General features: G+C 63.2%; 23 protein-coding genes and 2 tRNA genes. 8 read left to right on the top strand and 17 right to left on the bottom strand.

The genetic code is table 11. The features are described from left to right. Positions 1-2 precede the first annotated feature (2 nt). Positions 3-1049: a rod shape-determining protein gene (locus AC07UX_RS04400; RefSeq protein WP_024019606.1), complete on the bottom strand. Its 1047-nt coding sequence runs from the start codon at positions 1047-1049 to the stop codon at positions 3-5. A gap of 162 nt (positions 1050-1211) precedes the next feature. Between AC07UX_RS04400 and mutL the strand changes: the two genes are divergently transcribed. After that, entirely contained in the window at positions 1212-3008 is a 1797-nt protein-coding gene (mutL, locus tag AC07UX_RS04405) for a DNA mismatch repair endonuclease MutL (protein ID WP_495190758.1), read from the top strand. A gap of 67 nt (positions 3009-3075) precedes the next feature. Here the strand turns inward: mutL and AC07UX_RS04410 are convergent, their stop codons facing one another. From AC07UX_RS04410 to ychF, 4 genes are all read right to left on the bottom strand, one after another. Further along, the gene (locus tag AC07UX_RS04410; protein WP_495190759.1) at positions 3076-3549 is read right to left on the bottom strand and encodes a MaoC family dehydratase; all 474 of its coding nucleotides are present in this window, start codon (positions 3547-3549) and stop codon (positions 3076-3078) included. A gap of 92 nt (positions 3550-3641) precedes the next feature. Next, the gene (locus AC07UX_RS04415; protein WP_495190760.1) at positions 3642-4931 is read right to left on the bottom strand and encodes an alkaline phosphatase family protein; all 1290 of its coding nucleotides are present in this window, start codon (positions 4929-4931) and stop codon (positions 3642-3644) included. Between the two features lie 79 nt (positions 4932-5010). Further along, a complete protein-coding gene (locus AC07UX_RS04420) occupies positions 5011-5532 on the bottom strand; it encodes a DNA-deoxyinosine glycosylase (protein WP_495190761.1) in 522 nt (173 codons plus the stop codon). A 6-nt stretch (positions 5533-5538) separates the two neighbouring features. After that, entirely contained in the window at positions 5539-6639 is a 1101-nt protein-coding gene (gene ychF / locus AC07UX_RS04425) for a redox-regulated ATPase YchF (RefSeq protein ID WP_495190762.1), read from the bottom strand. 159 nt (positions 6640-6798) lie between these two features. On the opposite strand from ychF, the gene AC07UX_RS04430 reads away from it, so the two are divergent. Beyond that, positions 6799-7242 carry a DUF983 domain-containing protein gene (locus AC07UX_RS04430; RefSeq protein ID WP_495190763.1) on the top strand — a complete coding sequence of 148 codons (444 nt, stop codon included), beginning with the start codon at positions 6799-6801 and terminating at the stop codon, positions 7240-7242. A 4-nt stretch (positions 7243-7246) separates the two neighbouring features. On the opposite strand, the gene AC07UX_RS04435 is transcribed toward AC07UX_RS04430, so the two are convergent. The 4 genes from AC07UX_RS04435 to AC07UX_RS04450 are packed head-to-tail and all read right to left on the bottom strand — an operon-like array spanning position 7247 to position 9885. Next, positions 7247-7993 carry a glutaminyl-peptide cyclotransferase gene (locus tag AC07UX_RS04435; protein WP_495190764.1) on the bottom strand — a complete coding sequence of 249 codons (747 nt, stop codon included), beginning with the start codon at positions 7991-7993 and terminating at the stop codon, positions 7247-7249. Further along, complete coding sequence (ygfZ, locus tag AC07UX_RS04440; RefSeq protein ID WP_495190765.1) at positions 7990-8727, bottom strand: CAF17-like 4Fe-4S cluster assembly/insertion protein YgfZ; 738 nt, start codon at positions 8725-8727, stop codon at positions 7990-7992. The genes AC07UX_RS04435 and ygfZ overlap by 4 nt, the downstream gene beginning before the upstream one ends. Before the next feature lie 37 nt (positions 8728-8764). Further along, positions 8765-9652: an EamA family transporter RarD gene (rarD, locus tag AC07UX_RS04445; protein WP_495190766.1), complete on the bottom strand. Its 888-nt coding sequence runs from the start codon at positions 9650-9652 to the stop codon at positions 8765-8767. Between the two features lie 11 nt (positions 9653-9663). After that, a complete protein-coding gene (locus AC07UX_RS04450; RefSeq protein ID WP_495191786.1) occupies positions 9664-9885 on the bottom strand; it encodes a hypothetical protein in 222 nt (73 codons plus the stop codon). 158 nt (positions 9886-10043) lie between these two features. Here AC07UX_RS04450 and AC07UX_RS04455 point away from each other — a divergent pair, with 158 nt between their 5' ends. Further along, positions 10044-10775 carry a hypothetical protein gene (locus tag AC07UX_RS04455; protein ID WP_495190767.1) on the top strand — a complete coding sequence of 244 codons (732 nt, stop codon included), beginning with the start codon at positions 10044-10046 and terminating at the stop codon, positions 10773-10775. A 143-nt stretch (positions 10776-10918) separates the two neighbouring features. Here the strand turns inward: AC07UX_RS04455 and AC07UX_RS04460 are convergent, their stop codons facing one another. The 6 genes from AC07UX_RS04460 to AC07UX_RS04485 all read right to left on the bottom strand — a co-directional run bounded on the left by AC07UX_RS04460 (position 10919) and on the right by AC07UX_RS04485 (position 16708). Next, complete coding sequence (locus tag AC07UX_RS04460; RefSeq protein WP_495190768.1) at positions 10919-11602, bottom strand: DUF2490 domain-containing protein; 684 nt, start codon at positions 11600-11602, stop codon at positions 10919-10921. Positions 11603-11718: 116 nt separating this feature from the next. Next, a complete protein-coding gene (locus tag AC07UX_RS04465; protein ID WP_495190769.1) occupies positions 11719-13347 on the bottom strand; it encodes an alpha-D-glucose phosphate-specific phosphoglucomutase in 1629 nt (542 codons plus the stop codon). 183 nt (positions 13348-13530) lie between these two features. Next, positions 13531-14100, bottom strand: coding sequence for an aminoacyl-tRNA hydrolase (gene pth, locus AC07UX_RS04470; RefSeq protein WP_495190770.1), 570 nt, complete (start codon positions 14098-14100; stop codon positions 13531-13533). 80 nt (positions 14101-14180) lie between these two features. Next, positions 14181-14801 (bottom strand): 50S ribosomal protein L25/general stress protein Ctc, encoded by a 621-nt coding sequence (locus tag AC07UX_RS04475; protein ID WP_495190771.1) that lies wholly within the window; start codon positions 14799-14801, stop codon positions 14181-14183. A 120-nt stretch (positions 14802-14921) separates the two neighbouring features. Further along, a complete protein-coding gene (locus AC07UX_RS04480; protein WP_495190772.1) occupies positions 14922-15809 on the bottom strand; it encodes a TraB/GumN family protein in 888 nt (295 codons plus the stop codon). Further along, positions 15806-16708, bottom strand: coding sequence for a TraB/GumN family protein (locus AC07UX_RS04485; RefSeq protein ID WP_495190773.1), 903 nt, complete (start codon positions 16706-16708; stop codon positions 15806-15808). Before AC07UX_RS04485 ends, AC07UX_RS04480 begins: the two co-directional genes overlap by 4 nt. A 134-nt stretch (positions 16709-16842) precedes the next feature. Here AC07UX_RS04485 and AC07UX_RS04490 point away from each other — a divergent pair, with 134 nt between their 5' ends. From AC07UX_RS04490 to ppdK, 3 genes are all read left to right on the top strand, one after another. Next, positions 16843-17715 (top strand): glycine--tRNA ligase subunit alpha, encoded by an 873-nt coding sequence (locus tag AC07UX_RS04490; RefSeq protein ID WP_495190774.1) that lies wholly within the window; start codon positions 16843-16845, stop codon positions 17713-17715. Further along, the gene (glyS, locus tag AC07UX_RS04495) at positions 17715-20009 is read left to right on the top strand and encodes a glycine--tRNA ligase subunit beta (protein ID WP_495190775.1); all 2295 of its coding nucleotides are present in this window, start codon (positions 17715-17717) and stop codon (positions 20007-20009) included. Before AC07UX_RS04490 ends, glyS begins: the two co-directional genes overlap by 1 nt. A gap of 139 nt (positions 20010-20148) precedes the next feature. After that, positions 20149-22848 carry a pyruvate, phosphate dikinase gene (gene ppdK / locus AC07UX_RS04500; RefSeq protein WP_495190776.1) on the top strand — a complete coding sequence of 900 codons (2700 nt, stop codon included), beginning with the start codon at positions 20149-20151 and terminating at the stop codon, positions 22846-22848. A 53-nt stretch (positions 22849-22901) separates the two neighbouring features. On the opposite strand, the gene AC07UX_RS04505 is transcribed toward ppdK, so the two are convergent. Continuing rightward, entirely contained in the window at positions 22902-23378 is a 477-nt protein-coding gene (locus AC07UX_RS04505; RefSeq protein ID WP_495191787.1) for a helix-hairpin-helix domain-containing protein, read from the bottom strand. Positions 23379-23504: 126 nt separating this feature from the next. Between AC07UX_RS04505 and AC07UX_RS04510 the strand changes: the two genes are divergently transcribed. Then, positions 23505-23581: transfer RNA gene (locus AC07UX_RS04510), tRNA-Arg, on the top strand. Positions 23582-23636: 55 nt separating this feature from the next. Continuing rightward, positions 23637-23713 (top strand) — tRNA-Arg (locus tag AC07UX_RS04515). Positions 23714-23768: 55 nt separating this feature from the next. On the opposite strand, the gene AC07UX_RS04520 is transcribed toward AC07UX_RS04515, so the two are convergent. After that, complete coding sequence (locus AC07UX_RS04520; protein ID WP_495190777.1) at positions 23769-25220, bottom strand: cobyric acid synthase; 1452 nt, start codon at positions 25218-25220, stop codon at positions 23769-23771. Positions 25221-25233: the final 13 nt, after the last annotated feature.

Below are 25233 nucleotides of genomic sequence, written 5' to 3' on the forward strand. Positions count from 1 at the left end.
GATCAGGCGGTTTGCAGCACGCCTCGGAAGATCGGGTCTTCCATAGCGCGACCGGTGCCAATGGCCACGCAGGTCAGCGGATCTTCGGCGATGGTGACGGGCAGGCCCGTTTCGTCGCGCAGCTCGTCGTCCAATCCCTTCAGCAGCGCGCCGCCGCCGGTCAGGACGATGCCCTGATCGACGATATCGGCGGCCAGTTCAGGCGCGGTGTTTTCCAGCGCGATCCGTACGCCTTCCACGATGGTGCTGATCGGCTCGGCCAGTGCATCGGCAATCTGGCCCTGGTTGATGCTGATTTCCTTGGGCACGCCGTTTACCAGGTCGCGACCTTTAATGTGGATCGTTTCGCCCACGCCGTCTTCGGGGGGCTGGGCGACGCCAAACTGCTTCTTGATCCGTTCCGCCGTGGCTTCGCCGATCAGCAGATTATGATGACGACGCACGAAGGACACGATCGCTTCGTCCATCTTGTCCCCGCCGACGCGGACCGAGGTGGTGTAGGCGAGGCCTCGCAGCGAGAGCACGGCGACTTCGGTCGTGCCGCCGCCGATGTCGACGACCATCGAACCGATCGGCTCGGTCACGGGCATGTCGGCGCCGATCGCGGCGGCCATCGGCTCTTCGATCAGGAAGACCTGCGATGCGCCCGCATTGCTGGCGGCGTCGCGAATGGCGCGGCGTTCCACGCTGGTCGAACCCGACGGCACGCAGATCACGATTTCAGGCGCGCGCCAGGGGCTGTGCTTGCCGCCATGCACCTTGGTGATGAAATGCTTGATCATCTGTTCGGCGACGTCGATGTCGGCAATCACGCCATCGCGCAACGGGCGGATGGCCTCGATCGAATCCGGGGTCTTGCCCATCATCAGCTTGGCGTCGACGCCCACGGCCTTCACCCGCTTCACGCCGTTCAGAGTCTCGACAGCCACCACGGACGGTTCGTTCAGCACGATGCCGCGCCCACGCACATACACCACCGTATTGGCGGTGCCGAGATCGATGGCCATATCCTGCGAGGAGAATTTGAAGAGACGCGAGAAGATCGACATGCCTTATCCTGTATCGCCCGCCGTCCCCGCGACGCGACTGGGGGACTGGTCGGAAAGCTGTTTCTGCTCCTGCCGTTAACCTTAGCTTCCTTGCGCCTTGCAGTGCAAAAAATTTGAGGTCGCGGCTCGCGGAAAGCGCTCGCTTGGGCTAGTCCCTAATCAATGTCAATACGCCGCCTACCCGAACATCTGGTCAATCGTATCGCTGCCGGTGAAGTGGTCGAAAGACCCGCCAGCGCGCTGAAAGAAATCGTCGAAAACGCTTTGGACGCTGGCGCGACTCGCATTGCGATCCGCCTGTCCAGTGGCGGGCTGGACCGGATCGAGGTCAGCGATGACGGCTGCGGCATGGATTCGGCCGACATGGCGCTGGCGCTGGAGCGCCATGCCACGTCGAAACTGCCCGACGATGCCATTGAAAATGTGGCCACTTTGGGCTTCCGGGGGGAAGCGCTGCCGTCCATTGCCAGCGTCGCGCGCCTGTCGATAGACAGCCGCCCGCGCGGGGCAGACGGGTGGAACCGTACCGTTGATAACGGGCAACTGGTTGCAGAAGGTCCGGCGGCGCTTCCCCCCGGCACCCGCGTCACCGTGGAGCAGCTGTTCGGAAAGGTACCGGCGCGGCGCAAATTCCTGCGCACGGCCAAGGCCGAATATGCTGCCTGTCTCGACATCGTCCGTCGTCTCGCAATGGCACATCCCTCGGTCGCCTTTTCGGTCGAACATGATGGCCGGCGTGTGCTGGGCGTCCAAGGCGGCGAAGCGCGGGAGGAGCGCGTCGCCGCGCTCACCGACCGGGCGCTGGCCGACAATCATGTAATCGTTTCACTGGAGCGGGAGGGCGTGCAACTGTCCGGCGTCGCCTCGCTCCCCACCTACAATCGCGGCGTGGGCGACCATCAATATCTGTTCGTCAATGGCCGCCCGGTCCGGGACCGGTTGCTGATCGGGGCGCTGCGCGGCGCCTATGCCGACATGCTGGCGCGCGATCGCCATCCGGTCGTCGCCCTGTTTCTGGACGTTCCGCCGCTCGAAGTGGACGTCAATGTTCACCCCGCCAAGACGGAGGTGCGCTTCCGCGACCCGGCGCTGATCCGGGGCATGATCGTCTCCGGCCTGCGCCGTGCGTTGGATGCCGAGGGATTCCGCGCGGTCCAGAATGCCGATCCGGCGGCCCTGTCGGCGTGGAAGGCTGAGCCGATTTCGCCAACGCCGATCGGCTCGATGCCGATCTTCGCGGCGGCAGGCGCGTCGCTGCCTCCCAGCTATAATCAGTTCACGCCATCCTCCGCCTTCGCCGATCGCCGGACCTCGTTCATCACGCCCCCGCCGCAGGCCCGCGCCGAGCCCGCCGCTGCGCCAGCCCCCGAAGGTCATAGCTTCCCGCTCGGCGTGGCGCGCGGACAGGTGGCGCGCACCTATATCGTTGCGGAGGCGGAGGATGGCCTCGTCATCGTGGACCAGCATGCCGCGCATGAACGGCTGACGCTGGAGCGGATGCGCCGCGCGATGGAGGGGCAGGGCGTGGCGTCCCAGGCTTTGCTCCTGCCCGAAGTGGTCGAACTGGAGGAAACCGCCTGCGACCGGCTGGAGGCGCGGATCGCCGAACTCAAGGAATTCGGCCTGGATCTGGAGCGGTTCGGCCCCTCGGCCATGCTGGTGCGCTCCGTTCCCGCCATGCTTGGCCAAGCCGATGTGCAGGGCATGGTCACGGATCTGGCAGACGATCTGGCGGCCTATGACAGCGCTTTGTCGTTGAAGGAGCGCCTTGATCTCGTCGCTGCGACCATGGCCTGCCACGGCTCCGTCCGCGCCGGCCGGGTGTTGAGCGTCGCGGAAATGAATGCGCTGCTGCGGGAGATGGAAGTCACGCCCCGGTCGGGCCAATGCAATCATGGGCGCCCGACCTGGGTGAAGTTGGGCCATGGCGATATCGAGAAGCTGTTCGGGCGAAAATAGCCTCATCTTTTGACTGCCATCCGCACGGCCGCTCCCTGAGCCAGATCGGTGGAGATGGGTGAGGCTCTTATCCCAAGGTGGGCCGCGTCCGCCACATGGCGATCGGGATCATGGTCAGCACCGGCTGATCGTTCTGATTGAGGATCGTCACCTTGCTACGGACAATCCCCATTTCCGGGCGGCTTTGCGATGCTTTCCTGTCGATCACTTCGCTCCGCCCCCGCAATGTGTCGCCGGGGCGGACCGGGCGCAGCCAGCGCAGTTCGTCCACGCCCATAGCGCCCAGGCTGGCAGCCTGACGGCCCGGATGTGCCTGCATTTCCGCAACGAACATCTTCATGAACAGGGCCGTCGTATGCCAGCCGCTCGCGGAGATCGTGCCGAAATGGGTAGTCGCGGCGGCCTCGTCCGACAGGTGGAAGGGCTGCGGATCAAATTCGGCGGCGAAGGCGATCGTCTCTTCGCGCGAGACGGCGAGCGGCCCGAAATCGAAGCCGTCGCCGATCGCGATATCCTCGAAATAGACTATATCGTCGGTCATGGCCCGTCTCCTGTTTCAATGAACAGGAGTGTAGAGTTGCCTTCCGTTTACGTCAATGTGAAGTCAGCCGCACGCATATCCTTCGCGCGATGTCACGGCTTCTGCGGGACGGCAAGAAGACCGGACAGGGTGGCGGGATTGCCATCCGAGGCCCGCGGCGTCACGCCGATCAGGTGGGCGAGCAGAGGATAGACATCGACATTGGCAAATCCGTCCGCCGGCGCCTTGGCACCCCTGGCGAAGGCCGGGCCGTTGGCGATGAACAGCGCCTGCATTTCCGGCGCCCGATCGTCCCAGCCATGATTGCCGCCGGTCACCGCGCCCTTTGGCTTGCTCGGCTGAATCTCCCAACCGGTATCGGCCAGGCAGAAATAGGGCGGGATGCGGCGATGCGTGCCATAATGGAAGCGCGCGGGTATCTCGCCTTTGCGCCAGCATTGCATATGCGGCGTCGGCTTGAGCAGCGCAGCCTCCAGCGCCTTTTCATGTCCCGCTATTGCGGTCAGGCTGGCATAGGGGCCGCTTTCGACGATATGATAATCGGCCGGGTCGGCAATCGTGTCGAGCGGAATGATCCGGTCGGCGGAACGCGCCGCCATGCCATGGTCGGCCAGCACGATGAGATTGGCCGGCTGGCCCATAGCCTTCAGCCCCGCGACCAGTTCCCCGATATGCGCGTCCACCTCGGCAATGGCCTGCGTCGTTTCCGGCGCATCCGGCCCCTTTACATGGCCCGCCGTATCGACCGTGTCGAAGTACAGCGTCACGAAGCGCGGACGGATGTCGGCGGGGCGGCGCAATATGTCCAACACCATGTTGACGCGCTGCGTGCCGCCAATCTGCTGGTTGAATTGCGCCCAATCCTGCGGCCGCGTGCCGCCGTGGATGGCCCGCGGCCATTCCTTGTCCTGCGTGCCACCCCATGGCACGTTGGACCCCGGCCAGAACATGGTCGCCGTGCGGACACCGGCTTTTTCTGCCGTTACCCAGATCGGCTCGACGTCATTCCACCAATAGGGATCGTCGCTCGCCATGGTGAATTTCTCGTCCGGACGGGCGGCGTCTTCCATATTGTTGGCGACGATGCCGTTGCGATCGGGCCGGTCGCCGGTGACGATCGCCCAATGATTGGGGAAGGTCTTGGTGGGGAAAGACGGGCGCATCGGCGCCTCGATCCCGCCGCTTGCCAACGCCGTCAGGTTGGGCGTGACTCCGCGCTGGAGATAATCCGCGCGAAACCCGTCGATGGATACTAATATGGTAACCGGCGCACGCTGCTCCGCTTGCGCGGAGGGCGCTGGGCGCTCCGTCGAGGCGACGGTGGTACAGCCGCTCAGGGCAGCAAGAGCGAACAGGGCAGGGGCGAATGTGCGGGATAACATGGCGACTCTTCAGATTTCGTTCGGATCGAAATCGCTTAGCAGCCATGCGATGACGGTAAAGTGACGTTTTGGTAGGCTTTTATGTCAGCGCGTCACGCAGGCCCATCCAGGCCTGCAATTTCGCCGCGCGCGACAGGCTGGCATAGGCACCGCTGGAGGAGGGCAGGTCGATCAAGCGCAGGCCAGGCCGATCCCCCAACTGCCGCCTGCCATGCAGGCTGGCCGTCTTCCCGTTAAAGCCAATGGCCCGCAACGCCGGGAGCCGCTCCACGAACAGTCCAAGGTCGCGCAGTTCCGCGCCTTTGATGCTGCTGTCCAGACTGCCGGGCCGCTCCGCGCTCTCGATCACATCCCATAGTCCGACGCCGAGCGCGCGCAGGCGTTTCAGCCGCATCGCGTAGGGTTGGCCGCGCAAATCCTCATCCAGCACATCGCCCAGCAAGTCCCAGAAGGCATTGCCGCGATGGGCATAATATTCGCCCTGCTTGATCGACGCATCACCGGGCAGGCTGCCCAGGATCAACAGCCGCGTATCGGCATCGACGCTGGGCGGAAAGGCCGCCTTGCGCTGCGCGGGCATTTGGCCAAGACGCAGCGCCATGGTCGATCAGACGTTGAAGCGGAACAGCATGATGTCGCCATCCTGCGTCACATAGTCCTTGCCTTCGGAGCGCCACTTGCCCGCTTCCTTCGCACCGGCTTCGCCATTATACTGGACATAATCGGCATAGGCCATGGTTTCGGCGCGGATGAAGCCCTTTTCGAAATCGGTGTGGATTGCGCCGGCGGCCTGCGGTGCCTTGCTGCCCTTGGCAACGGTCCAGGCACGGGCTTCCTTCGGCCCGACGGTGAAGAAGGTGATAAGGCCCAGCAATTCGTAGCCGGCGCGGATGATGCGGGCGAGGCCGGCTTCGGTCAGGCCCAGTGCTTCGAGATATTCGGCACGTTCCTCGATGGGCATCGTGACCAATTCGGCCTCGATCGCGGCGGACACGATCACCGCCTTGGCATTTTCCGCCGCGGCCTTTTCGAACACGCGCGCCGAATGGGCGTTGCCGCTCGATGCGCTGTCTTCCTCGACATTGCAGACATAGAGGACGGGCTTGGCGGTCAGCAATTGCGCCTGCGCGAAGAGGCGTTCTTCCTCGACGTCGCGTGGCACGGTCAGGCGTGCGGGCTTGCCCTCGCGCAGCAGGTCGAGCGCCTGTCCCAGCACGGCGGCGGCCGCCTTGGCCTCCTTGTCGCCCTGCGCGGCTTTCTTGGCCAGGTTGGGGACGCGCTTTTCCAGGCTTTCCAGATCCGCGAGCATCAGTTCCGTCTCGACCGTCTCCGCGTCGGCGATGGGATCGACCTTGCCTTCGACATGGGTGATGTCGCCATCTTCGAAACAGCGCAGGACGTGGACGATCGCGTCCGTCTCGCGGATGTTCGCCAGGAACTGGTTGCCCAGCCCTTCGCCCTTGGACGCGCCGCGCACCAGGCCGGCGATATCGACGAAGCTCAGTTGCGTTTCGATGATCTTGGCGCTGCCGCCGATCTTCGCGATGGTGTCGAGCCGGTCGTCGGGCACGGCGACGCGGCCTTCATTCGGCTCGATCGTGCAGAAGGGATAATTGGCCGCCTGCGCCGCCTGCGTTTCGGTCAGCGCATTGAACAGGGTGGACTTGCCCACATTGGGGAGGCCGACGATACCGCAACGAAAACCCATTTGACTGCCTTACAAGATCGGAAAGAAGGATTGGCGCGCCGATAGCGCTTTGTGCGTGGAAAGGCCAGCCTTTGGGGAACAGGCAAAACCGGGTGGGACAAAAGGCGCAATTGATAAATGCGGTGCCGATACGCCATGGGGCAGGTGTCAGGAGAGAATATGGAACAGAACAGCGAGACCCACTGGATCGACCAAAATGGTCGCGCGTGGAAGAAGCGCCCGGCGCATGAAACGGGCGTGATCGGCCGCTGCCCACGTTGCGGTGAAGGGCATATCTTTACCGGTTTCCTGACCGTGCGCGATCATTGCGAAGTCTGCGGCCTCGACTATAGTTTCGCCGATCCCGCCGATGGTCCAGCCGTGTTCGTGCAGCTTTTCGCCTGCGTGCCGGGCGTGGTCTTCATCGTGATGCTGGAGATCATGGCACGGCCGGGCCTGTGGGTGCATCTGGCCGTGGGTATTCCCGTGCTGATCCTGACGGCGATCCTGCCGCTCCGCCCGATCAAGGGCTGGCTGATCGCAGCCCAGTTCACCACCCGCGCGCAGGAGGCCGGCACCGCTGCGCTGTGGGCCAAGATGCACGGCAACGAACCGCGCCACTGACTTTCTAGCGATCGACCTTGATCTCGAACAATTTCGGCCAATTCTTGCCGGTTATGAAGACGCGATCCTTCTTAGCGTCATAGGCGATGCCGTTGGCGACGGCTTCGCTGTCGGTGACGCCGGCGGCCTTGCGCAGCGGGCCGACATCGATCCAGTCGATTACCGCGCCGGTCGCAGGGTCTATCCGCGCGATGCGGCTATCGTACCAGATATTCGCCCATATTTCGCCGCGCACATATTCCAGTTCGTTCAGTCGCTCGACGCCGCGGCCGTTCCAGGTCACGGTGATGCGGCGCTGTTCCTTCAGGCTGTCGGGATCGAGAAAGCGCAACTGCGTGCTACCGTCACTCATGATGAGGCTGCGGCCATCCTGTGTCAGGCCCCAGCCTTCGCCTTCATATCTGAAATCGGCAACCGGCGTCAGATCGTTCAGATTCCAGACAAAGCCCTTGCGATGGCGCCAGGTCAGGCTGACCAGCCGATCCTTCCAATTGACGATGCCTTCGCCAAAATAGGGTGGCTCGATAGTCCGGCTTTGCAGGACCGTCCCGGTCTTCAGCGCAACCTTGCGGACGTCCGACTGCCCCTCCAGTCCCGTGCTTTCGTAGAGGTCGCCATCCAGATAGAAGAGCCCCTCGGTAAAGGCCTGCGCATCATGGGGATAGGTTCTGACCAGGGTCCAGCGCGTGTCGGCGGCGGCCGGCGCAGTCAGGGTGAAGGCGCAGAGCAGCGCCATCAGCGCGCGCTTCATTCGGCAGCCTGGCTTTCGATCGCAGTCGCGAGCCATGCGGGCAGGACGGCGGGATCGACCGATTCTATCCGATGCAGTTCGATCGACAGGCCAAGGTCGGGCAGGGCAGCGCGCTGACGCTTTTCGTCGGCGCGTGCCAATGGCACGGCGATCAGTCGCCGGCTCACCTTGTTGCGATAATGCATGCGGGCGGTATTCTCCTGTCCCACATAGCATCCCTTGTCATAATCGACGCCGTTCAATTCCTCGGCATTGGTTTCCAGCCAAAGCGTCTGGTCCTGCCCCAGTTCGCCCGCGCCCTCGAAAACGCCCAGCGACAGGCGATGGGCACGAAAGGCGGCGGAGGCACCGCCGGCATCGGCCGGAGCAAGCCAACGATGGCCCAGCGCGGCAAGGCGCGGGTCGAAAGGTCGATCGATCGCGGCAGGCGACCAATGAACCGCAAGACCCGCTTCGCGGGCGATCGCGACCTTGCGGCGCAATCGATACAGGGTCAGGCGTTTGGCAAGCGTGTCGGCCTGCCCGGCTTCGCAATCGATGAGCACATCATCGCCATCCGCCCAGAGGATGAAATCGAACAGCGCCTTGCCCTGCGGCGTGAGCAGGGCGGTCCAGCGCGGCTCTCCTTCCGCCAGTTTCAGAACATCGCGGGTCAGCAGCCCCTGGAGGAAGGGTTTAGCCTCGTCGCCGGAAATTCTCAGGATCGCGCGGTCGGTCAGGGTCGTGCCAGTCATGCCCCTAAATAGGAGCGCCGCGCGCCTAAGCCAAGCCTTATGCCGTCATCATCCGGTTGCGTCGCGCGGTGGCGATGCCGTCGCTGGCAAAGAGGATCAGGCCGACCCAGATCAGGCCGAAACTGGCGATCTGGCCACCGCTCAGCTTCTCGTCGAACAATAATATGCCGCAGAGAAACTGGAGCGTGGGGGCCAGATATTGCAGCAGGCCCAGCGTCGCCATCGGCAGGCGTTGCGCCGCCATGGCGAACAGCACCAGAGGCACGGTCGTCACTGCCCCTGAAATTATCAGCAGGGAAGTAGTTGGGCTATCCTGACCGAAGCTTGTGCCGCCATGACCCGATTCCCACAGAAGATAGGCGATGGCCAGAGGCGCCAATATTGCGGTTTCGACGCCCAGCCCGGTCATCGGCGCGACGGGCGTCACCTTGCGCAGCAAGCCGTAAAAGGCGAAGCTGAAGGCCAGCGACAGGCTGATCCAGAGCGTGGTCAGCGCCGAGGCGGCCAGGATGGCGACGCCGATCGATGCTACCGCGATGGCCAGCATCTGCGGTCGGCGCAGCCTTTCCTTCAGTACCAGCACGCCCAGCGTCACGACGACCAGCGGATTGAGGAAATAGCCAAGGCTGGCCGCCACGACATGACCTTCATTCACCGCCCACACATAGGTCAACCAGTTGAGGCCGATCATGAGCGCCGATCCGGTCAGCGGCAGGACCAGCCGCCTGTCTCGAAAAGCTGCGGCAAAGGCCGGCAAGCCCTTGCGCGCGACCAGGATGACGAAAATCAGGAGCAGCGACCAGAGAATGCGCTGCGTTACGATCTCCACGGGATCGACCTGGTGCAGCAGGCGGAAGAAGAGCGGCAGCAGGCCCCACATTCCGTAGGCGCCCAGGGCTGCGAGCAGCCCCTTGCGCACTTCCATATGATCCTGTGTCAGAAAATGCCTCCGCCCAGGAACAGGCGCAATGCGCCAAATGCCGCCACGATCAGGCAGAAATTCTGCCCGCCCTTCTTCGACGACATCAGGCCGATGAACGCGCCGAACAGGGCCATCGGTATCAGTATCCAGTTGAGCGCTCCCAAAAACGGAAACACCGCCGGGATCATTAGGACAAGGGTGACAAGGCCGATAAAGCCTGACAGGATATTGAGCATCGATGGATCATGGCGGTTCATCTGTCCCAGAGCAAGACAGTGGGACAATGCCAGTCGATGCCGACTGGCCATTCGTGCCGAAATTCGGCAGATTCACCAATAGTCCTAACGCAATATTAACCTTTGCTCTTCAGGGCTTGTTTACGAAGGAGTGAAGGATGGCGCGTTTCCGGTCTGTTGGCATGATATCTCTGGTTCTGGCGCTCGCCGCCTGTGGCAAGGGTGACAAGGATGCCAGTCTTGCGTCGCTCGACGCGCAACTGACCGACAATGCGACCGATCCGGCGCTTAAGGGGGCGCTCGCCGATCCGATCGTGGTCGATCCGCAACTGGTGGGCCAGTCCAATCGCAACGCGGTGCGCACGGCCGACAAGCCCGCCAATGGGGCGGTACCGGTGCTGGGCAGCGATGCGGGCGCGGCGCAGGCGCAGGCGGTCAAGCTGGCCGGTGGCAAACTGCTCAGCGCACCTGCCGCGACGCAGGGCGAGGCGCTGGCTTCCACCGTTACGCTGGGTGCGGTCGCACGGGAAGGCGCGGGCAAGGGCAATTGCGCCAGGAAACTGGCCTACGGAATGGAATGGGCGCAGCGCCTGCCCGAACCCTTCGCCCTCTATCCCGGCGCGCAACTGACCGAAGCTGCCGGCGCGCAGGTGGACGGCTGCAAATTGCGGGCGGCAAGTTTCGTGACCGCCGTGTCGCGTCAGGGCGTGATGGATTATTATTACACGCTGGCGCGCCGCGCCGGCTATGATGGCGAGCACAGGATTTTGGGCGGCGACCATGTGCTGGGCGGCACGCGCAGCGCCGATGGCAGCGCCTATTTCATCCTGTTTACCGACGCGCCGGGCGGCAAGACCAGCGTGGACATCATCGCCGATAACGGGCGCTGAGCCCGTCTTGCGACAACCAGTTGGACAGTTGTTTCGGATTACGCGATTTTAAGTCGCTGTAATGGCTGTGCTTTTCTGCGTCATGGCGGGATGCTTTCGCGCAATCATAATATTTATTTTTATAATCAATGACTTAGCGCTTATCAATGCCGGAAGAACAGCGTGATCGATGCGACATGGTTGACGCGCGTGTCGCCGGCACGCTGGTTCACCAACTGGTTGAGATAGCCCACTTCCAGCGTGGATGCGCCGGGCAGGCCGATTTCCGCGCCGGCGAAGCTGCGGAGTTGATCGAACCCGCTGCGCGCGCCCCAGTCCGTGTCGTTGAGCGCTACGAACCCCTCCGCATAGACCAGCGCGTTGACGGCATCGCTGCCCGGCTTCAACGGCTTTTCGTAACGCAGCATTTCACGCAGGCGCCATCCCATATCGTCGCCGTTCGAGCGCCAGCGTTGCTCCAGACGGGTGCGGGACGACAGTTCACCGCCCCATGGCTTGCCCAGCGTCCAGCTCAATTGCTGGAAACTGCGTTCCTCATTGATGTCCTTGCCGGCTTCGATTGGCACGACCACATGGGCATAGCCTTGATAGACAGTCATGGTCGGCGAAATTTTCCAGCCGAGCGCGCCCCGAAACAGTGACTGGTCGACACGCGATATGCCATCGCCGATCCGGGGCTGGATTTCCGCGAAATAGACCAGCTCGTCCTTGATAGATCCCATGGCGGTGAGGTTGAGCCAGAATTGCTCGTCCTGACTGGTCGCCGCGCCGGCAGGGCTGGAGAGGAGGGTAAGACAGGCGGACAGGCAGAAGGCAAGGCGGCGCATGATGGTCCTTGGGGAGGAAAAACTCCCCGTCCCCATAATGCGCGCGCATTGCTATCCTGTTTCCCGCCTGTCAGTTTGTGTCCACCGCAAGCCTGCCTTGCGTGCCGTGGCAAAGATCAGGTGATGACGCTGGGCTTGTCCATGCCGGTATAGCCGCTGATGTCGGCCACCGCCTGCGCCGCGGCGATCAGCGGGGCCAGCGCGTCGCCCGTCTCCGATCCCAGATCGCCGTCCGGCCCGACATAGCGTTCGATATAGACGCGCAAGGTCGCCCCTTCCGTGCCGGTGCCCGACAGACGGAACACGACGCGGGATCCATCGTCGAACAATATGCGTACGCCCTGGTTGCGGCTGACCGACTGATCGGTCGGATCGGTATAAGCGAAATCGTCCGCGCTCTTGACCGTGCCACCGCTGTTGGAGGTGCCTGGCAAGTTGTCCAGCTTCCCGCGCAGCGCGGCCATCAGCGCATCGGCCTTGTCCTTGGCGATCGCTTCATAGTCGTGGCGGGCATAGTAATTGCGGCCATAGGTCGCCCAATGATCGGCCATGATGGCGGCTACGCTCTGCTGCCGCACGGCGAGAATGTTGAGCCAGAGCAGCACGGCCCAGATGCCGTCCTTCTCGCGCACATGGTCCGACCCGGTGCCGGCGCTTTCCTCGCCGCAGATGGTCGCCATGCCGGCGTCGAGCAGGTTGCCGAAGAATTTCCAGCCGGTGGGCGTTTCGTAGAGCGGCACGCCCAGTTTCTCCGCGACCCGGTCCGCCGCGCCGCTGGTCGGCATGGAGCGGGCGATGCCCTTGAGGCCAGCCTTATAGCCCGGCGCCAGATGCGCGTTGGCCGCCAGCACCGCGAGGGAATCCGACGGCGTGACATAGCTGTGCCGCCCGATGATCAGGTTGCGGTCGCCATCGCCGTCCGACGCAGCGCCGAAATCGGGCGCGTCGGCGGCCATCATCCGGTCGTATAATTGTTTCGCGTGGACCAGATTGGGGTCGGGATGATGATGACCGAAATCGGGCAGGGGGGTGCCGTTCATCACCGTGCCGGCGGGCGCGCCCAGGCGCCGTTCGAAAATCTCGACCGCATAGGGGCCTGTGACGGCGCTCATGCTGTCGAAGGCTAGGGTGAAGCCGCCGGCGATCTGTGCGCGGATGGCTGCGAAATCGAACAGGCTTTCCATCAGGTCGGCATAGGCGGTGACGGGGTCGACGACTTCGACGGTCATGGCGCCCAACTGGCTGGTGCCGATCGCGTCGATATCCACATCCGCGGCATCCAGTATCTTGTAGCTGTCGATGACCAGCGATCGCGCGGCGATGGCATCGGTCACCTTTTCCGGTGCCGGGCCGCCATTGCCGATATTATATTTGATGCCGAAATCCTCATCCGGTCCGCCGGGATTGTGGCTGGCCGACAGGACGAGGCCGCCAAAGGCGCCAGAAGCACGAATGAGGTGCGAGGCGGCGGGGGTGGAGAGGATGCCGCCCTGACCCACGAGAACGCGGCCAAAGCCGTTGGCGGCCGCCATCTTGATGACGATCTGGATGACTTCGCGGTTCAGGTAGCGACCGTCGCCGCCCACCACCAGCGTCTGGCCTGCAAAGCCGTCCAGGCTGTCGAACACCGACTGGACGAAATTTTCCGCATAATGGGGCTGCTGGAAAACCCGGACCTTCTTGCGCAGGCCGGACGTGCCGGGCTTCTGGTCGTTGAACGGCGTCGTCGAAACGGTCTGAATCACCCAAAATCCCCTGAAGTCGCATTTTCGCCGCGCCTTATGGCCCGGCAATGTTGCAACGCGCAATCGGGTTAAGAATGTTCAGGCGGTTTAATGCCAAGCTATGGATTGTCGTGGCCCAGAACTACGCTTGGAACTGGACCCCGGCCTTCGCCGGGGAACGCCATGTCTGGATGTTTCGGCCGTTCAGGCAGCCAGGCGCAGCGCCACTTCGTTCATGAAGCGGGCGTCGTCATCCTTTGCCAGCCATTCGGCCTCGGCACCGATCGCACCCAGCATGTCGCTCAGTGCGTCCATCTCGCTCTTGGCATAATTGCCCAGCACATAGCCATGGACCTTGTCCTTATGCCCCGGATGGCCGATGCCGATACGAACCCGGCGAAAATCATTGCCGATATGCGCGTCGGTGGAGCGCAGCCCGTTATGCCCGGCATTGCCGCCGCCGCGCTTCACCTTCACCTTCATGGGTACAAGGTCGAGTTCGTCGTGGAAGACGGTGACGTCCTGCGGCGTCAGCTTGTAGAAGCGCATCGCCTCGCCGATCGAACGGCCGCTTTCGTTCATGAATGTGGCGGGTTTCAGCAGGATGACCTTCTCCGTGCCGATCCGGCCTTCCTGCACCCAGCCCTGAAACTGCTTTTTCGAGGGGGAGAAGCGATACATGTCCGCGATGAGGTCTGCGACCATGAAGCCGACATTGTGACGGTGCATCGCATATTGCTGCCCCGGATTGCCCAGGCCCGCCCAGATCTGCATCGAAATCCTCCAGAAAAGCAAAACCCCGCCCGAGCATGGCTCGAACGGGATTTCGCAAATAGCTTGAAGCTGGGAAAGGCTTATTCGCCTTCGGCAGCAGTCTCGGCTTCCGCATCGCCTTCGGCGCTCTTGAGCGCCGAGGGGGCGACGACGGTCGCGATCGAGAAGTCGGTGTCGGCATGCAGCGCCTTGGTGCCCTTGGGCAGGGTCACAGCGCTGATGTGCAGCGAATCGCCGACTTCCAGACCGGTCAGGTCGACAACGACCTCGTCGGGAATGTTGGCGGCGTCGACTTCCAGTTCGATGTCATGCGCCACGATGTTCAGCACGCCGCCCTTCTTCAGGCCCGGCGAGGCGTCTTCATTTTCGAAGCGCACCGGCACATGGACGTGAACGGTGGCATGTTCCGAAACGCGCAGGAAATCGGCGTGCAGCGGACGGTCGGTGACGGGGTGGAAGGCCACGTCCTTGGCGAGCGTGCGGACGGTCTTGCCGCCGACTTCGACCATGATGACCGAATTGAAGAAGTGGCCGGTGCCGAGCTGCTTGTTGAGGAGCTTTTCCTCGACATGGATCGACAGGGGTTCTTCGTTCATTCCATAGATGACGGCGGGTACGCGGCCCTCACGGCGGAGGGCGCGGGAGGCTCCCTTGCCTGCCCGATCGCGTGCCTCGGCCGACAGCGTAAGCTGCTCGCTCATTGCGTGTCTCCAAAAGCAAAATTGATGTACTTTCCCGCCACGCCTCCAGGGATGACCATCGCGGGAAGGCGGCCCTTTAGCAGGAAATGGCGGAAAGGCAAGGGGTGGGGAAGGGCGGGTTCACTGAACCCGCGTGACTGTGTACCCGCGCGCCTTCAGCAACGCGATCAGATTTTCGCGCCCGGTCAGGTGGCCCGCACCCACCGCGATAAAGGGGCGCCCCTTCATCGGTTCGATCGCCTTCACCCAGTCGCGGTTGCGAGCGACCAGGACCGCGTCCTCCACGACCGGGTCGGGTTGCTCGCCATTTTTATCTTCCCTGGCGATCGCGTCCATATCGCCCTTCGACCAGGCGGTCAGGATGCGATCGTACAGCGCCTTCATCCCCTTGGCCTCATGCACGGTTTGCACCAGCAGCGCCGATTGCGCGCTTTGGGGCAGCGTGTCGAATGCCGCGAACTGGCGCTCCACCGTCTCAAGCCCGCCGATCGGCTTGCCCGCTTTCTTGTAGGTGCCGATCAGCACCGGCTCCACGCCGTCGCTCTGGCTGACGCCCAGGCCCTGCTGGCTGGCGGCGGACAGCAGCATCGCGGCGGCCCAGCTTTCATAACCGGACAAGAGCTGGCTGTTGGTGCCGCCATCGGCCATCGCCTTGCTCAGCGCCGCCTTCTCGCCATCCGGTACCCGCTTTTCCAGCGGCGGAAGGTTGGGGCTGCGGCCCATCGTCTCGAACAGGCCCAGCGTCTTCTGCTCGTCCTGCAAATCGGCCGCTTCCAATATCAGCCGGTCCGACGCGCCCATCGCGTCCTTGATCGCCGGCGTCTCCCACGCCACGCCCTTAGGCAGGACATGGATGGTGCCGAACAGCCAGCCGTTCAGTTCGCCGCGCTGCACCTGCCACAGCGCCGGGCCGCTCTCGACCTTGGCCACCGGCTTGCCGTCCTGACCGCAGGCCGCAACCAAGGACAATGCGAAGAGCGCCAGCAGGCGGGTCAGGATAGGCTTCATGGCTCGACCTTCTTCATTCGCTTGGCTTGGACGCCCAGCGCCTTGAGTTGCTCCTGCACGCTGCCCTTGCCGGCCAGATGGCCCGCGCCGACCGCCACGAAGACGGTGCCCGGCTGGTCGAGCCGCGCCTTGATCCACTTGGCCCAATTGGCGTTGCGTCCGGTCAGCAACACCTGCGCCAGTTCCGGCGTCGCCTCCAGCGATTCGTTCATGGACTTGGCCAGCCTGTCCGGCTGCCCCGCCTGCCAGTAGCGCAGCAGGTCGCCAAATTCCTTTTCCATGTCCGGCAGGCCATCCACCGTGGCGTTCAGGAACTGCACCTGCTGTTCCATCGGCAGGCTGGCGAAGAAGCCGACCTGCTGCTCCACCGTCTCCAGCGCATCGACTTTCTTGCCAGCGCCCATGGCGGCGGTGCGCAGGATTTTCTCCGCGCCCAGGTCGTTCTTGTAACCCAGCTTCTCCAGCGGGGCGACCGACAGGGCCATGCCGCTCATCCACGGATTGAACATGTCGAACGTCCGCCAGGGCAGGCCGTTGCCGTCCATCGCTGCCTGATATCTGGTCCGGGCGTCCGGCGTCAGCCGATCCGACAACTTCACCCCGTCCTTGGCCATCGCCAATCCGGCCATGGTCGCTGCGATGGCATTGGGATCGTCCGGCTCGATAATCTCCAGCACCAGCGTATCGGCCCGGTCGAAGGCGCGCTTCACATCGCCATGGAACCAGTCGATATCCGGCTTCATCACATGGACGGTGCCGAACAGATAGATGGTCGTGTCATCATCCTTCACCTGCCACAGGGCAGGGGTCGCGGTTTGGGCCGTGCGGGCCTGTGCGACGCCGCCGATCATCAGCAGCGTGGCACTCAAAGCACGGAACAGGGCAGGGAGCATCTTCATGTCTCCCTCAATGGGGAGCGCGTGGGCGCAGGGCAAGCCGCTTAACCCTGTTTGCCGCCGCTTTCCCTTGACCATGGGCATGCCATGCGCCAAGGCGCGCGACATTCTAGATTGCAATTTTTTGAGGACTATCCGTGGCCGAAGGCAAAGTGCTTTCCTTCCAGGACCTGATCCTGACCCTGCATGCCTATTGGGGGAAACAGGGCTGCGTCATCCTTCAGCCGCTCGACATGGAAGTCGGCGCGGGCACCTTCCACCCGGCGACCACCCTGCGCGCGCTGGGGCCCAACGCCTGGAACGCCGCCTATGTGCAGCCCAGCCGCCGCCCGACCGACGGCCGCTATGGCGAGAACCCCAACCGGCTCCAGCATTATTACCAATATCAGGTCATCATGAAGCCGTCCCCGGCGAACCTTCAGGAACTCTATCTGGGGTCGCTGGTGGAAATCGGCATCGACCCGCTGGTCCATGACATCCGCTTTGTCGAGGACGACTGGGAAAGCCCGACGCTGGGCGCCTGGGGCCTTGGCTGGGAAGTATGGTGCGACGGCATGGAGGTCACGCAGTTCACCTATTTCCAGCAGATGGGCGGCTATGATTGCAAGCCGGTCGCGGGCGAGCTGACCTACGGGCTTGAGCGGCTGGCAATGTATATTCAGGGCGTCGACAGCGTGTATGACCTGAAGTTCAACGACGCCGGCGTCACCTATGGCGACGTATTCCTGGAAAATGAGCGGCAGATGTCCAAATGGAATTTCGAGGTCGCCGACACGGAGAAGCTATTCCGCTGGTTCAAGGATTGCCGCGCGGAATATGACCAGTGCATCGAAAATGGCGTGCCGCTCGCCGCATTCGAGCAGGCGATCAAGGCCAGCCACACCTTCAACCTGCTTCAGGCACGCGGCGTGATCTCCGTGCAGGAACGCGCCAGCTACATGGGCCAGGTGCGCGACATGGCGAAGGGCAGTTGCGAAAAGTGGATGGAAGTGAACGGGTGGGCCGCGTGATGACCGATTTCCTCCTCGAAATCCGTTGCGAAGAAATTCCGGCGCGGATGCAGTTGAAGGCGTCCGACGATCTCGCCCGCCTGTTCGCCGAAGAACTGGCAAAGGCCGGGTTGAAGCCCGCCGCCATCGACAGTTTCGTCACGCCGCGTCGCCTTGCCCTGATCGCGCGCGACCTGCCGCTGGAGACGGCGGCGGTCAGCGAAGAGTTCAAGGGTCCACGCACCAGCGCGCCGGCGCAGGCGCTGGACGGCTTCCTGCGCAAGACCGGCCTGACGCAGGATCAACTTGAGGATCGCGATGGCGTGTGGTTCGCCGTCGTGAACAAGCCCGGCCGCGCGACCGCCGATGTGCTGGCGCAAGCGGTGCCTGCCATCATCCGCGCCTTTCCCTGGCCCAAATCCATGCGCTGGGGCGCGGCGAGCCAGACGACCGAGAGCCTGCGCTGGGTTCGCCCCTTGAAGGGCATCGTCGCGATCCTGGGCGAAGACCTGGTCGATATCGAGATTGAGGGCGTGCGGTCGGGCTATGCCACGCTCGGCCATCGCTTCCATCATCCCGGTGAAATCACCATCGGCGGCGCCGACGACTATGTCGAAAAGCTGCGCGCCTGCCATGTGATCGTCAGCCATCAGGAGCGGCAAGCGATCATCGCAGCCAAGGCTGACGAAGCTGCCGCCGCGCACGGGTACAGCGTGATCGAGGACAAGGGGCTGATCGCGGAAAATGCCGGCCTGACCGAATGGCCGGTGCCTCTGCTGGGCGATTTCGATCCGGCCTTTCTTGAGGTGCCGCCTGAAGTCATCCAGCTAACCCTTCGGATTAACCAGAAATATTTCGTGCTGCGGGATGGCGAAGGCAAGTTGGCCCCGGCCTTCATCTGCACCGCCAATATCGAGGCGAAGGATGGCGGCGCGGCAATCGTCGCCGGCAACCGCAAGGTGCTGGCCGCGCGCCTGAGCGACGCGCGCTTCTTCTGGGAGCAGGACCGCAGGACGCCGCTGGCCGAGCAGGCGAAGAAGCTGGAGCGGATTACGTTCCATGAGAAACTGGGCACCGTCGCCGACAAGGTGGAGCGCGTAGCCAAGCTGGCCGAATGGCTTGCAAGCGAAGGCATTGTGCCGAACTGCGACCCGGCGCTGGCGCGTCAGGCGGCCGAACTGTGCAAGGCCGATCTCGTCACCGAAATGGTCGGCGAATTCCCCGAATTGCAGGGCGTGATGGGCGGCTATTATGCCCGCGCCGAAGGCCTGCCCAATGCCGTGGCCGACGCCATCCGCGACCATTACAAGCCGGTCGGGCAGGGCGATGACGTGCCGACCGCGCCGGTGACGGTGGCTGTGAGTTTGGCGGACAAGCTGGATACAATCTCATTGTTTTTCGAGATCGGTGAAAAGCCTACGGGTTCCAAAGATCCGTTTGCATTACGTCGGGCCGCTCTGGGCATCATAGCGCTTATTCGCGAGAATGGTCTGCGTGTAGATATCGTGCTAGCGGCATTTGTATCGTTGATACCGTCGCTGGTTGCTACGCAGCAAGAACGCGACCGGGAACCATTGCTCAAGGCTTTGCCGGTAATCAATAGTCTCATCGAGAAGTCTAATGCAGAGCATTTTGTAAAAGCGATTGTCGAAATCGTTAAAGCTATGCCTGACCCTCGCAAACCAAACGTAGATACGTTCGGCCGCGGTGTGGTTGTTGCAGCAGACGTTAGGGATTTCCTTCTTGATCGCCTTGAAGTGGCGATGAAGGAAAATGAACGGGCTGACATCATCCGTGCAGCGCAGGCTATCGAAGGGGGCGAAGGCAAAGAGGGAGATCTCGTCCGTCTGCTCGCTCGTGTAAAGGCGCTTCAGTCCTTCGTTGCTACTGACGATGGCGTGAACCTGCTCGCCGGGTACAAGCGCGCCGCCAATATCCTCAAGAAGGAAGCGCCTGATCTTTCCGTCACCCCAGCGAAGGCTGGGGTCGCAGGCGATGGCGCGCTGCCTCATGAGACCCCGGCCTTCACTGGGGTGACGAATAAAGCGCTGTCCTACACGCCCGAACAGGCCGAAGCTGACCTGCTTGCAGCGCTAGACGTGGCGGAACCACAGGCGGCGCAGGCTGTCGCGGCCGAGGATTTTGAGGGCGCCATGGCGGCGCTCGCGACGCTCCGCAAGCCGATCGACGCCTTCTTCGAAAGCGTGACCGTCAACGACGCCGATCCGGCCAAGCGCACGACTCGCCTCGCGCTGCTAGCGCAGGTGCGTGCTGCGGTGCACAACGTCGCGGACTTTTCGAAAATTACGGGGTAAGGACATTAAATTTCGAATTGAACGGGAAATATGCGAAGTTAAGCGCGTTATCTCCTATTCTATTCACTCTTAAATCGCTATTTGCGACATTATTATTGCATCGCACAACACGGCAATCAGTGCAGGGAGAGCCGGATCTATGGTTACGACGGAAGAGGCCATCATGAACAGCACCGCGACCCGCTATGTCTATCGGTTCGGCGGCGGCGTGGACGATGGCGGTCAGGGCGACCGCAATCTGCTGGGCGGCAAGGGCGCCAATCTGGACGGCATGGCGGCGATCGGCCTGCCGGTGCCGCCGGGCTTCACCATCACGACGGAAATGTGCACCCGCTATTATGTGGACGGTGGCAAATATCCCGAAAGCCTGACCGCGGAAGTCGCAAACGGCATCGCGCATATCGAGGGCATCACCGGCAAGACATTCGGCGACGCCGCCGACCCGCTGCTGGTGTCGGTCCGTTCGGGCGCGCGCGCGTCGATGCCGGGCATGATGGACACGGTCCTCAACCTTGGCCTCAACGACGAAACCGTGATCGGCCTCGCCAAAACGTCGGGCGACGAGCGTTTCGCCTGGGACAGCTATCGCCGCTTCATCCAGATGTATTCGGACGTCGTGCTGGAGCTGGACCATGGCGCTTTCGAGGAAGCACTCGAAATCGCCAAGGAGGACAATGGCTATACGCTCGATACAGAGCTGACCGCCGACGACTGGAAGACGCTGGTCGCCGAATATAAGGCGCTGGTGCAGAAGCTGTGGAACAAGCCCTTCCCGCAGGATGTGCATGACCAGCTGTGGGGCGCGATTTCGGCCGTGTTCGGCTCCTGGCAGTCGGAGCGCGCCAAGGTGTATCGCCGCCTCAACAACATCCCCGGCGAATGGGGCACTGCGGTCAACGTGCAGGCGATGGTGTTCGGCAATATGGGCGAAACTTCCGCCACCGGCGTTGCCTTCACCCGCGATCCGTCGACCGGCGAGAATGCCTATTATGGCGAATATCTGATCAATGCGCAGGGTGAGGACGTCGTCGCCGGCATCCGCACCCCGCAATATCTGACGCTGGCCGCGCGCGAGCGGGCAGGGGCCAAGCCACTGTCTATGGAAGAGGCGATGCCGGAAACCTATGCCGAACTGGCAAAGGTGTTCGAAATCCTCGAAACCCATTATCGCGACATGCAGGACATCGAATTCACGGTGCAGCAGGGCAAGCTGTGGATGCTGCAAACCCGTTCGGGCAAGCGCACCGCCAAGGCCGCGCTGAAAATGGCCGTGGACATGGCGTCCGAGGGTCTGATTACCGAAGAGGAAGCCGTCGCCCGCGTCGATCCCGCCGCGCTCGACCAGTTGCTGCACCCCACGCTCGACCCCAGCGCGCCGCGCGACGTGCTGACCAAGGGCCTTCCCGCCTCGCCGGGCGCCGCTTCGGGCCTGATCGTGTTCGACGCCGACACGGCCGAGCGTCGTGCCGAACTGGGTGATGCCGTCATCCTGGTCCGTGTCGAAACCAGCCCGGAAGATATTCACGGCATGCACGCGGCCAAGGGCATCCTGACCGCGCGTGGTGGTATGACCAGCCACGCCGCCGTGGTGGCGCGCGGCATGGGCCGCCCCTGCGTCTCCGGCGCCGGTGGCATTTCGATCGACGGCAAGACCAAGATCCTGCGCGTCGGCAGCCGCGAGTTGAAGGAAGGGGACATCCTGACCATCGACGGTTCGACCGGCGAGGTGATGGCGGGCGAAGTGCCGACGGTTCAGCCCGAACTGGCCGGCGATTTCGGCACGCTGATGGTGTGGGCCGACAAGGTCCGCCGCCTCAAGGTGCGCGCCAACGCCGAAACGCCGCAGGACTGCAAGGTCGCGCGCGAATTCGGTGCGGAAGGCGTGGGCCTGTGCCGCACGGAACATATGTTCTTCGACGCGGCGCGCATCACCGCCGTGCGCGAAATGATCCTGGCCGACAGTGAGAAGGGCCGCCGCGTGGCGCTCGAAAAGCTGCTGCCCGAACAGCGGGACGATTTCGCGCAGATCTTCATGGTGATGGCGGGCCTGCCCGTCACCATCCGCCTGCTCGATCCGCCGCTGCATGAATTCCTGCCGCATGGCGAAGCGGAGTTTGAGGAAGTGGCCAAGGGCGCAGGCGTCAGCGTCGATACGCTCAAGCGTCGCGCCGCCGAACTGCATGAATTCAACCCGATGCTGGGCCATCGCGGGTGCCGTCTGGGCGTGACCTATCCGGAAATCTACGAGATGCAGGCTCGCGCGATCTTCGAAGCGGCGCTGATCGTGAAGGCGCGGGGCGGCGAGGCGCCGATCCCGGAGATCATGATCCCGCTGGTCGCCACGCGCAAGGAGCTGGAGCTGATGAAGGCGATCGTCGATCGCGTTGCGGCCGAAGTGTTCGAGGAGCAGGGCAACAGCGTCGATTATCTGGTCGGCACCATGATCGAACTGCCGCGTGCGGCGCTGAAGGCTGGCGAGATCGCCGAAGTGGGCGAATTCTTTTCCTTCGGCACCAACGACCTGACGCAAACGACGATCGGCATCAGCCGCGACGACGCCGGCCGTTTCCTGACGCAATATGTGGACAAGGGCATCTTCGCCCGCGATCCCTTCGTCAGCATCGATGTCGAGGGCGTGGGCGAACTGATCGAACTGGCCGCCGAACGTGGTCGCAAGACCCGTCCGGGCATCAAGCTGGGCATCTGCGGCGAACATGGTGGCGATCCGGCCTCGATCGCCTTCTGCGAGCGGACCGGCCTCGATTATGTCTCGGCATCGCCCTATCGCGTGCCGATCGCCCGGCTGGCGGCGGCGCAGGCGGCGCTGGCGAATAAGTGATAAAAAAAGGGCGGGGCAACAAACCCCGCCCTTTTCGTTGGGACTGTCCGGATTTAGCCGAACAGGCCGCGTTTGCGGCCATGCGCCAGATCATCGGCCTGTTTGCGCCAATCTTCATGGCTGATGGTGCCAGGCTTCAGGCCCAGCCGGGCCTCCAGCGTGGCTTCCTGCTCGGCATTGAGCGCTGCGATCTGGGCATAGCGATGATAGCCGGCCTCGTTCAGCGCTACCTCCTGCGCCTGGCTGACGCCGTTGATCCGGCTCAGGTCGTCCCGGCCATGGACCGCGCCTGCAACCGCCGTGGCCGTGCCAGCGCCGATCGGCCCGGCCGACTGCCGCTCCAGCTCCGCAATACGGGCATGGGAAGCCTCGATACGGGCATCGCGATCCTTGATCGCCTGGCGATGGGCAATCTGCTCGTCGCGCCACAATCGCCGATATTTGCCGCGACCGCTCATCATCAGGCCCAGCAGCCAGCCGATCACCAATGCAATCAGCAGCAGCGCCGCCTCGTTCAGATTGAAGCTCATCATCGAATCCTCCTGACCGCATCAACGAAAAACCGGGGTTAAAAGTTGCCCGGCGATAAAAGTGCAGGAAAGCCGAAAAAGGGGCTTGCCCAATCTGCCAAGCGCTTCTATCTGCGCCTCTCCAACGCACCCGTAGCTCAGCTGGATAGAGCATCAGACTACGAATCTGAGGGTCGGACGTTCGAATCGTTCCGGGTGCACCATTGGAAACATCGTGACAGGTTTCGGCTTCAAGCCGTCGCCTTTACTTAGAAAAGTGCACCCGTAGCTCAGCTGGATAGAGCATCAGACTACGAATCTGAGGGTCGGACGTTCGAATCGTTCCGGGTGCACCATTCTCCCTTTGTCGAGAAAACAACAGGTGGCGAGAGCCGCCTTTTTTATTTGCGCTCACGCCATCGCCAGTGCGATCATCGCATCGATGTCGACATGCGTTTCGAGCAGCGCGGCAACCTCGTCCAGGGCATCTTCTACCGACTGGTCATAGTCCGCCCCGGCTGATTGGGTGCCCAGGCGCTGCAACAGCGCGTCGCGCAGAGCCGTGCTGCCCAACAAGCCATGGACATAGCTGCCCATCACTTGCCCATCGCGACTGATCGCACCATCCGGCCGCGCGCTATCGATCAGGGCGAAAGGGCGACCGCAATCAGGCCCGGTGGTGACGCCCATGTGCATTTCATAGCCACCAAAATCGGCATCGAGGGCGCGACCATGGACCTGCTCCAGCGTCTTGCCGACCGATAGCGTGGTGTCCACGTCGAGCAGGCCCAGGCCCGGCACAGATCCTGCCGGTCCCTCCAGCCCGTCCGGGTCGGAAATCGTCCGTCCCAGCATCTGATAGCCGCCGCAAAGACCCAGCACGGCCCCGCCGCGCCGATGATGCGCACGAATGTCGATGTCCCAGCCCTGGGCAACGAGCGCGCGCATATCGGCGATCGTCGCTTTCGATCCTGGCAGGATGACCAGTGCCGTATCGCCCGGAACGGGCTGACCGGGCGGGATCATGCGCAGGTCGACGCCCGGCTCCAGCTTGAGCGGATCGAGATCGTCGAAATTGGAAATGCGCGGCAGGATCGGGCAGGCGACGACCAGTGGCGCCGCCGCAGAGAAAGTTCGCCGCTCCAGTACGACCGCATCCTCGCTTGGCAGGCGGGCCACGGCGTCCAGCCATGGCACCACGCCAAAGCCGCGCCAGCCCGCCAGCGCCTCGATCTGGCGATAGCCATCCTCGAACAGGGCCGGATCGCCGCGGAATTTGTTGATGAGGAAGCCGCGGATCATCGCTGCATCGTCCGCATCGATCACTGCGCGAGTGCCGACCACCGCTGCGATGACGCCGCCCCGGTCGATATCGCCGACCAGGATCACCGGCACGTTGGCGGCGCGGGCAAAGCCCATATTGGCGATGTCGCCGCCGCGCAGGTTGATTTCGGCCGGCGATCCGGCACCTTCGACGACGACAATATCGCACTGGCCGCGCAACCGGTCGTAGCTTTCCAAAACTACGCCCAGCAACTGCCCGCGCGCGCTGCGGAAATTGCCGGAGCCCAGCACGCCGCGTACCTGGCCATGGACGATCAGTTGGGACGTCCGGTCGGCCTGCGGCTTCAGCAGGACCGGGTTCATATCCGTATGCGGCGCCACGCGGCAGGCGATCGCCTGCAAGGCCTGCGCCCGACCGATTTCGCCACCGTCGCTGGTGACGGCAGCATTGTTCGACATATTTTGCGGCTTGAACGGACGCACCCGATAACCCCGGCGCACCAGCGCGCGGCACAGCCCCGCCACCAGCACCGATTTGCCGACGTCCGATCCGGTTCCCTGCAACATGATAGCGCCCATGCAACGCTCCTGA

Source organism: Sphingobium sp. GW821-FHT02B05, from assembly GCF_059421905.1.

Coding starts and splice junctions, on each gene's coding strand:
- ppdK (WP_495190776.1), top strand. CDS start 20,149: ATGGTTACGACGGAAGAGGCCATCATGAACAGCACCGCGACCCGCTAT.
- ygfZ (WP_495190765.1), bottom strand. CDS start 8,727: ATGACTGGCACGACCCTGACCGACCGCGCGATCCTGAGAATTTCCGGC.
- AC07UX_RS04460 (WP_495190768.1), bottom strand. CDS start 11,602: ATGCGCCGCCTTGCCTTCTGCCTGTCCGCCTGTCTTACCCTCCTCTCC.
- AC07UX_RS04485 (WP_495190773.1), bottom strand. CDS start 16,708: ATGAAGATGCTCCCTGCCCTGTTCCGTGCTTTGAGTGCCACGCTGCTG.
- AC07UX_RS04410 (WP_495190759.1), bottom strand. CDS start 3,549: ATGACCGACGATATAGTCTATTTCGAGGATATCGCGATCGGCGACGGC.
- mutL (WP_495190758.1), top strand. CDS start 1,212: ATGTCAATACGCCGCCTACCCGAACATCTGGTCAATCGTATCGCTGCC.
- ychF (WP_495190762.1), bottom strand. CDS start 6,639: ATGGGTTTTCGTTGCGGTATCGTCGGCCTCCCCAATGTGGGCAAGTCC.
- AC07UX_RS04480 (WP_495190772.1), bottom strand. CDS start 15,809: ATGAAGCCTATCCTGACCCGCCTGCTGGCGCTCTTCGCATTGTCCTTG.
- AC07UX_RS04455 (WP_495190767.1), top strand. CDS start 10,044: ATGGCGCGTTTCCGGTCTGTTGGCATGATATCTCTGGTTCTGGCGCTC.
- glyS (WP_495190775.1), top strand. CDS start 17,715: ATGACCGATTTCCTCCTCGAAATCCGTTGCGAAGAAATTCCGGCGCGG.
- AC07UX_RS04420 (WP_495190761.1), bottom strand. CDS start 5,532: ATGGCGCTGCGTCTTGGCCAAATGCCCGCGCAGCGCAAGGCGGCCTTT.
- AC07UX_RS04475 (WP_495190771.1), bottom strand. CDS start 14,801: ATGAGCGAGCAGCTTACGCTGTCGGCCGAGGCACGCGATCGGGCAGGC.
- AC07UX_RS04505 (WP_495191787.1), bottom strand. CDS start 23,378: ATGAGCTTCAATCTGAACGAGGCGGCGCTGCTGCTGATTGCATTGGTG.
- AC07UX_RS04430 (WP_495190763.1), top strand. CDS start 6,799: ATGGAACAGAACAGCGAGACCCACTGGATCGACCAAAATGGTCGCGCG.
- AC07UX_RS04415 (WP_495190760.1), bottom strand. CDS start 4,931: ATGTTATCCCGCACATTCGCCCCTGCCCTGTTCGCTCTTGCTGCCCTG.
- AC07UX_RS04520 (WP_495190777.1), bottom strand. CDS start 25,220: ATGGGCGCTATCATGTTGCAGGGAACCGGATCGGACGTCGGCAAATCG.
- pth (WP_495190770.1), bottom strand. CDS start 14,100: ATGCAGATCTGGGCGGGCCTGGGCAATCCGGGGCAGCAATATGCGATG.
- AC07UX_RS04450 (WP_495191786.1), bottom strand. CDS start 9,885: ATGCTCAATATCCTGTCAGGCTTTATCGGCCTTGTCACCCTTGTCCTA.
- AC07UX_RS04435 (WP_495190764.1), bottom strand. CDS start 7,993: ATGAAGCGCGCGCTGATGGCGCTGCTCTGCGCCTTCACCCTGACTGCG.
- AC07UX_RS04400 (WP_024019606.1), bottom strand. CDS start 1,049: ATGTCGATCTTCTCGCGTCTCTTCAAATTCTCCTCGCAGGATATGGCC.
- rarD (WP_495190766.1), bottom strand. CDS start 9,652: ATGGAAGTGCGCAAGGGGCTGCTCGCAGCCCTGGGCGCCTACGGAATG.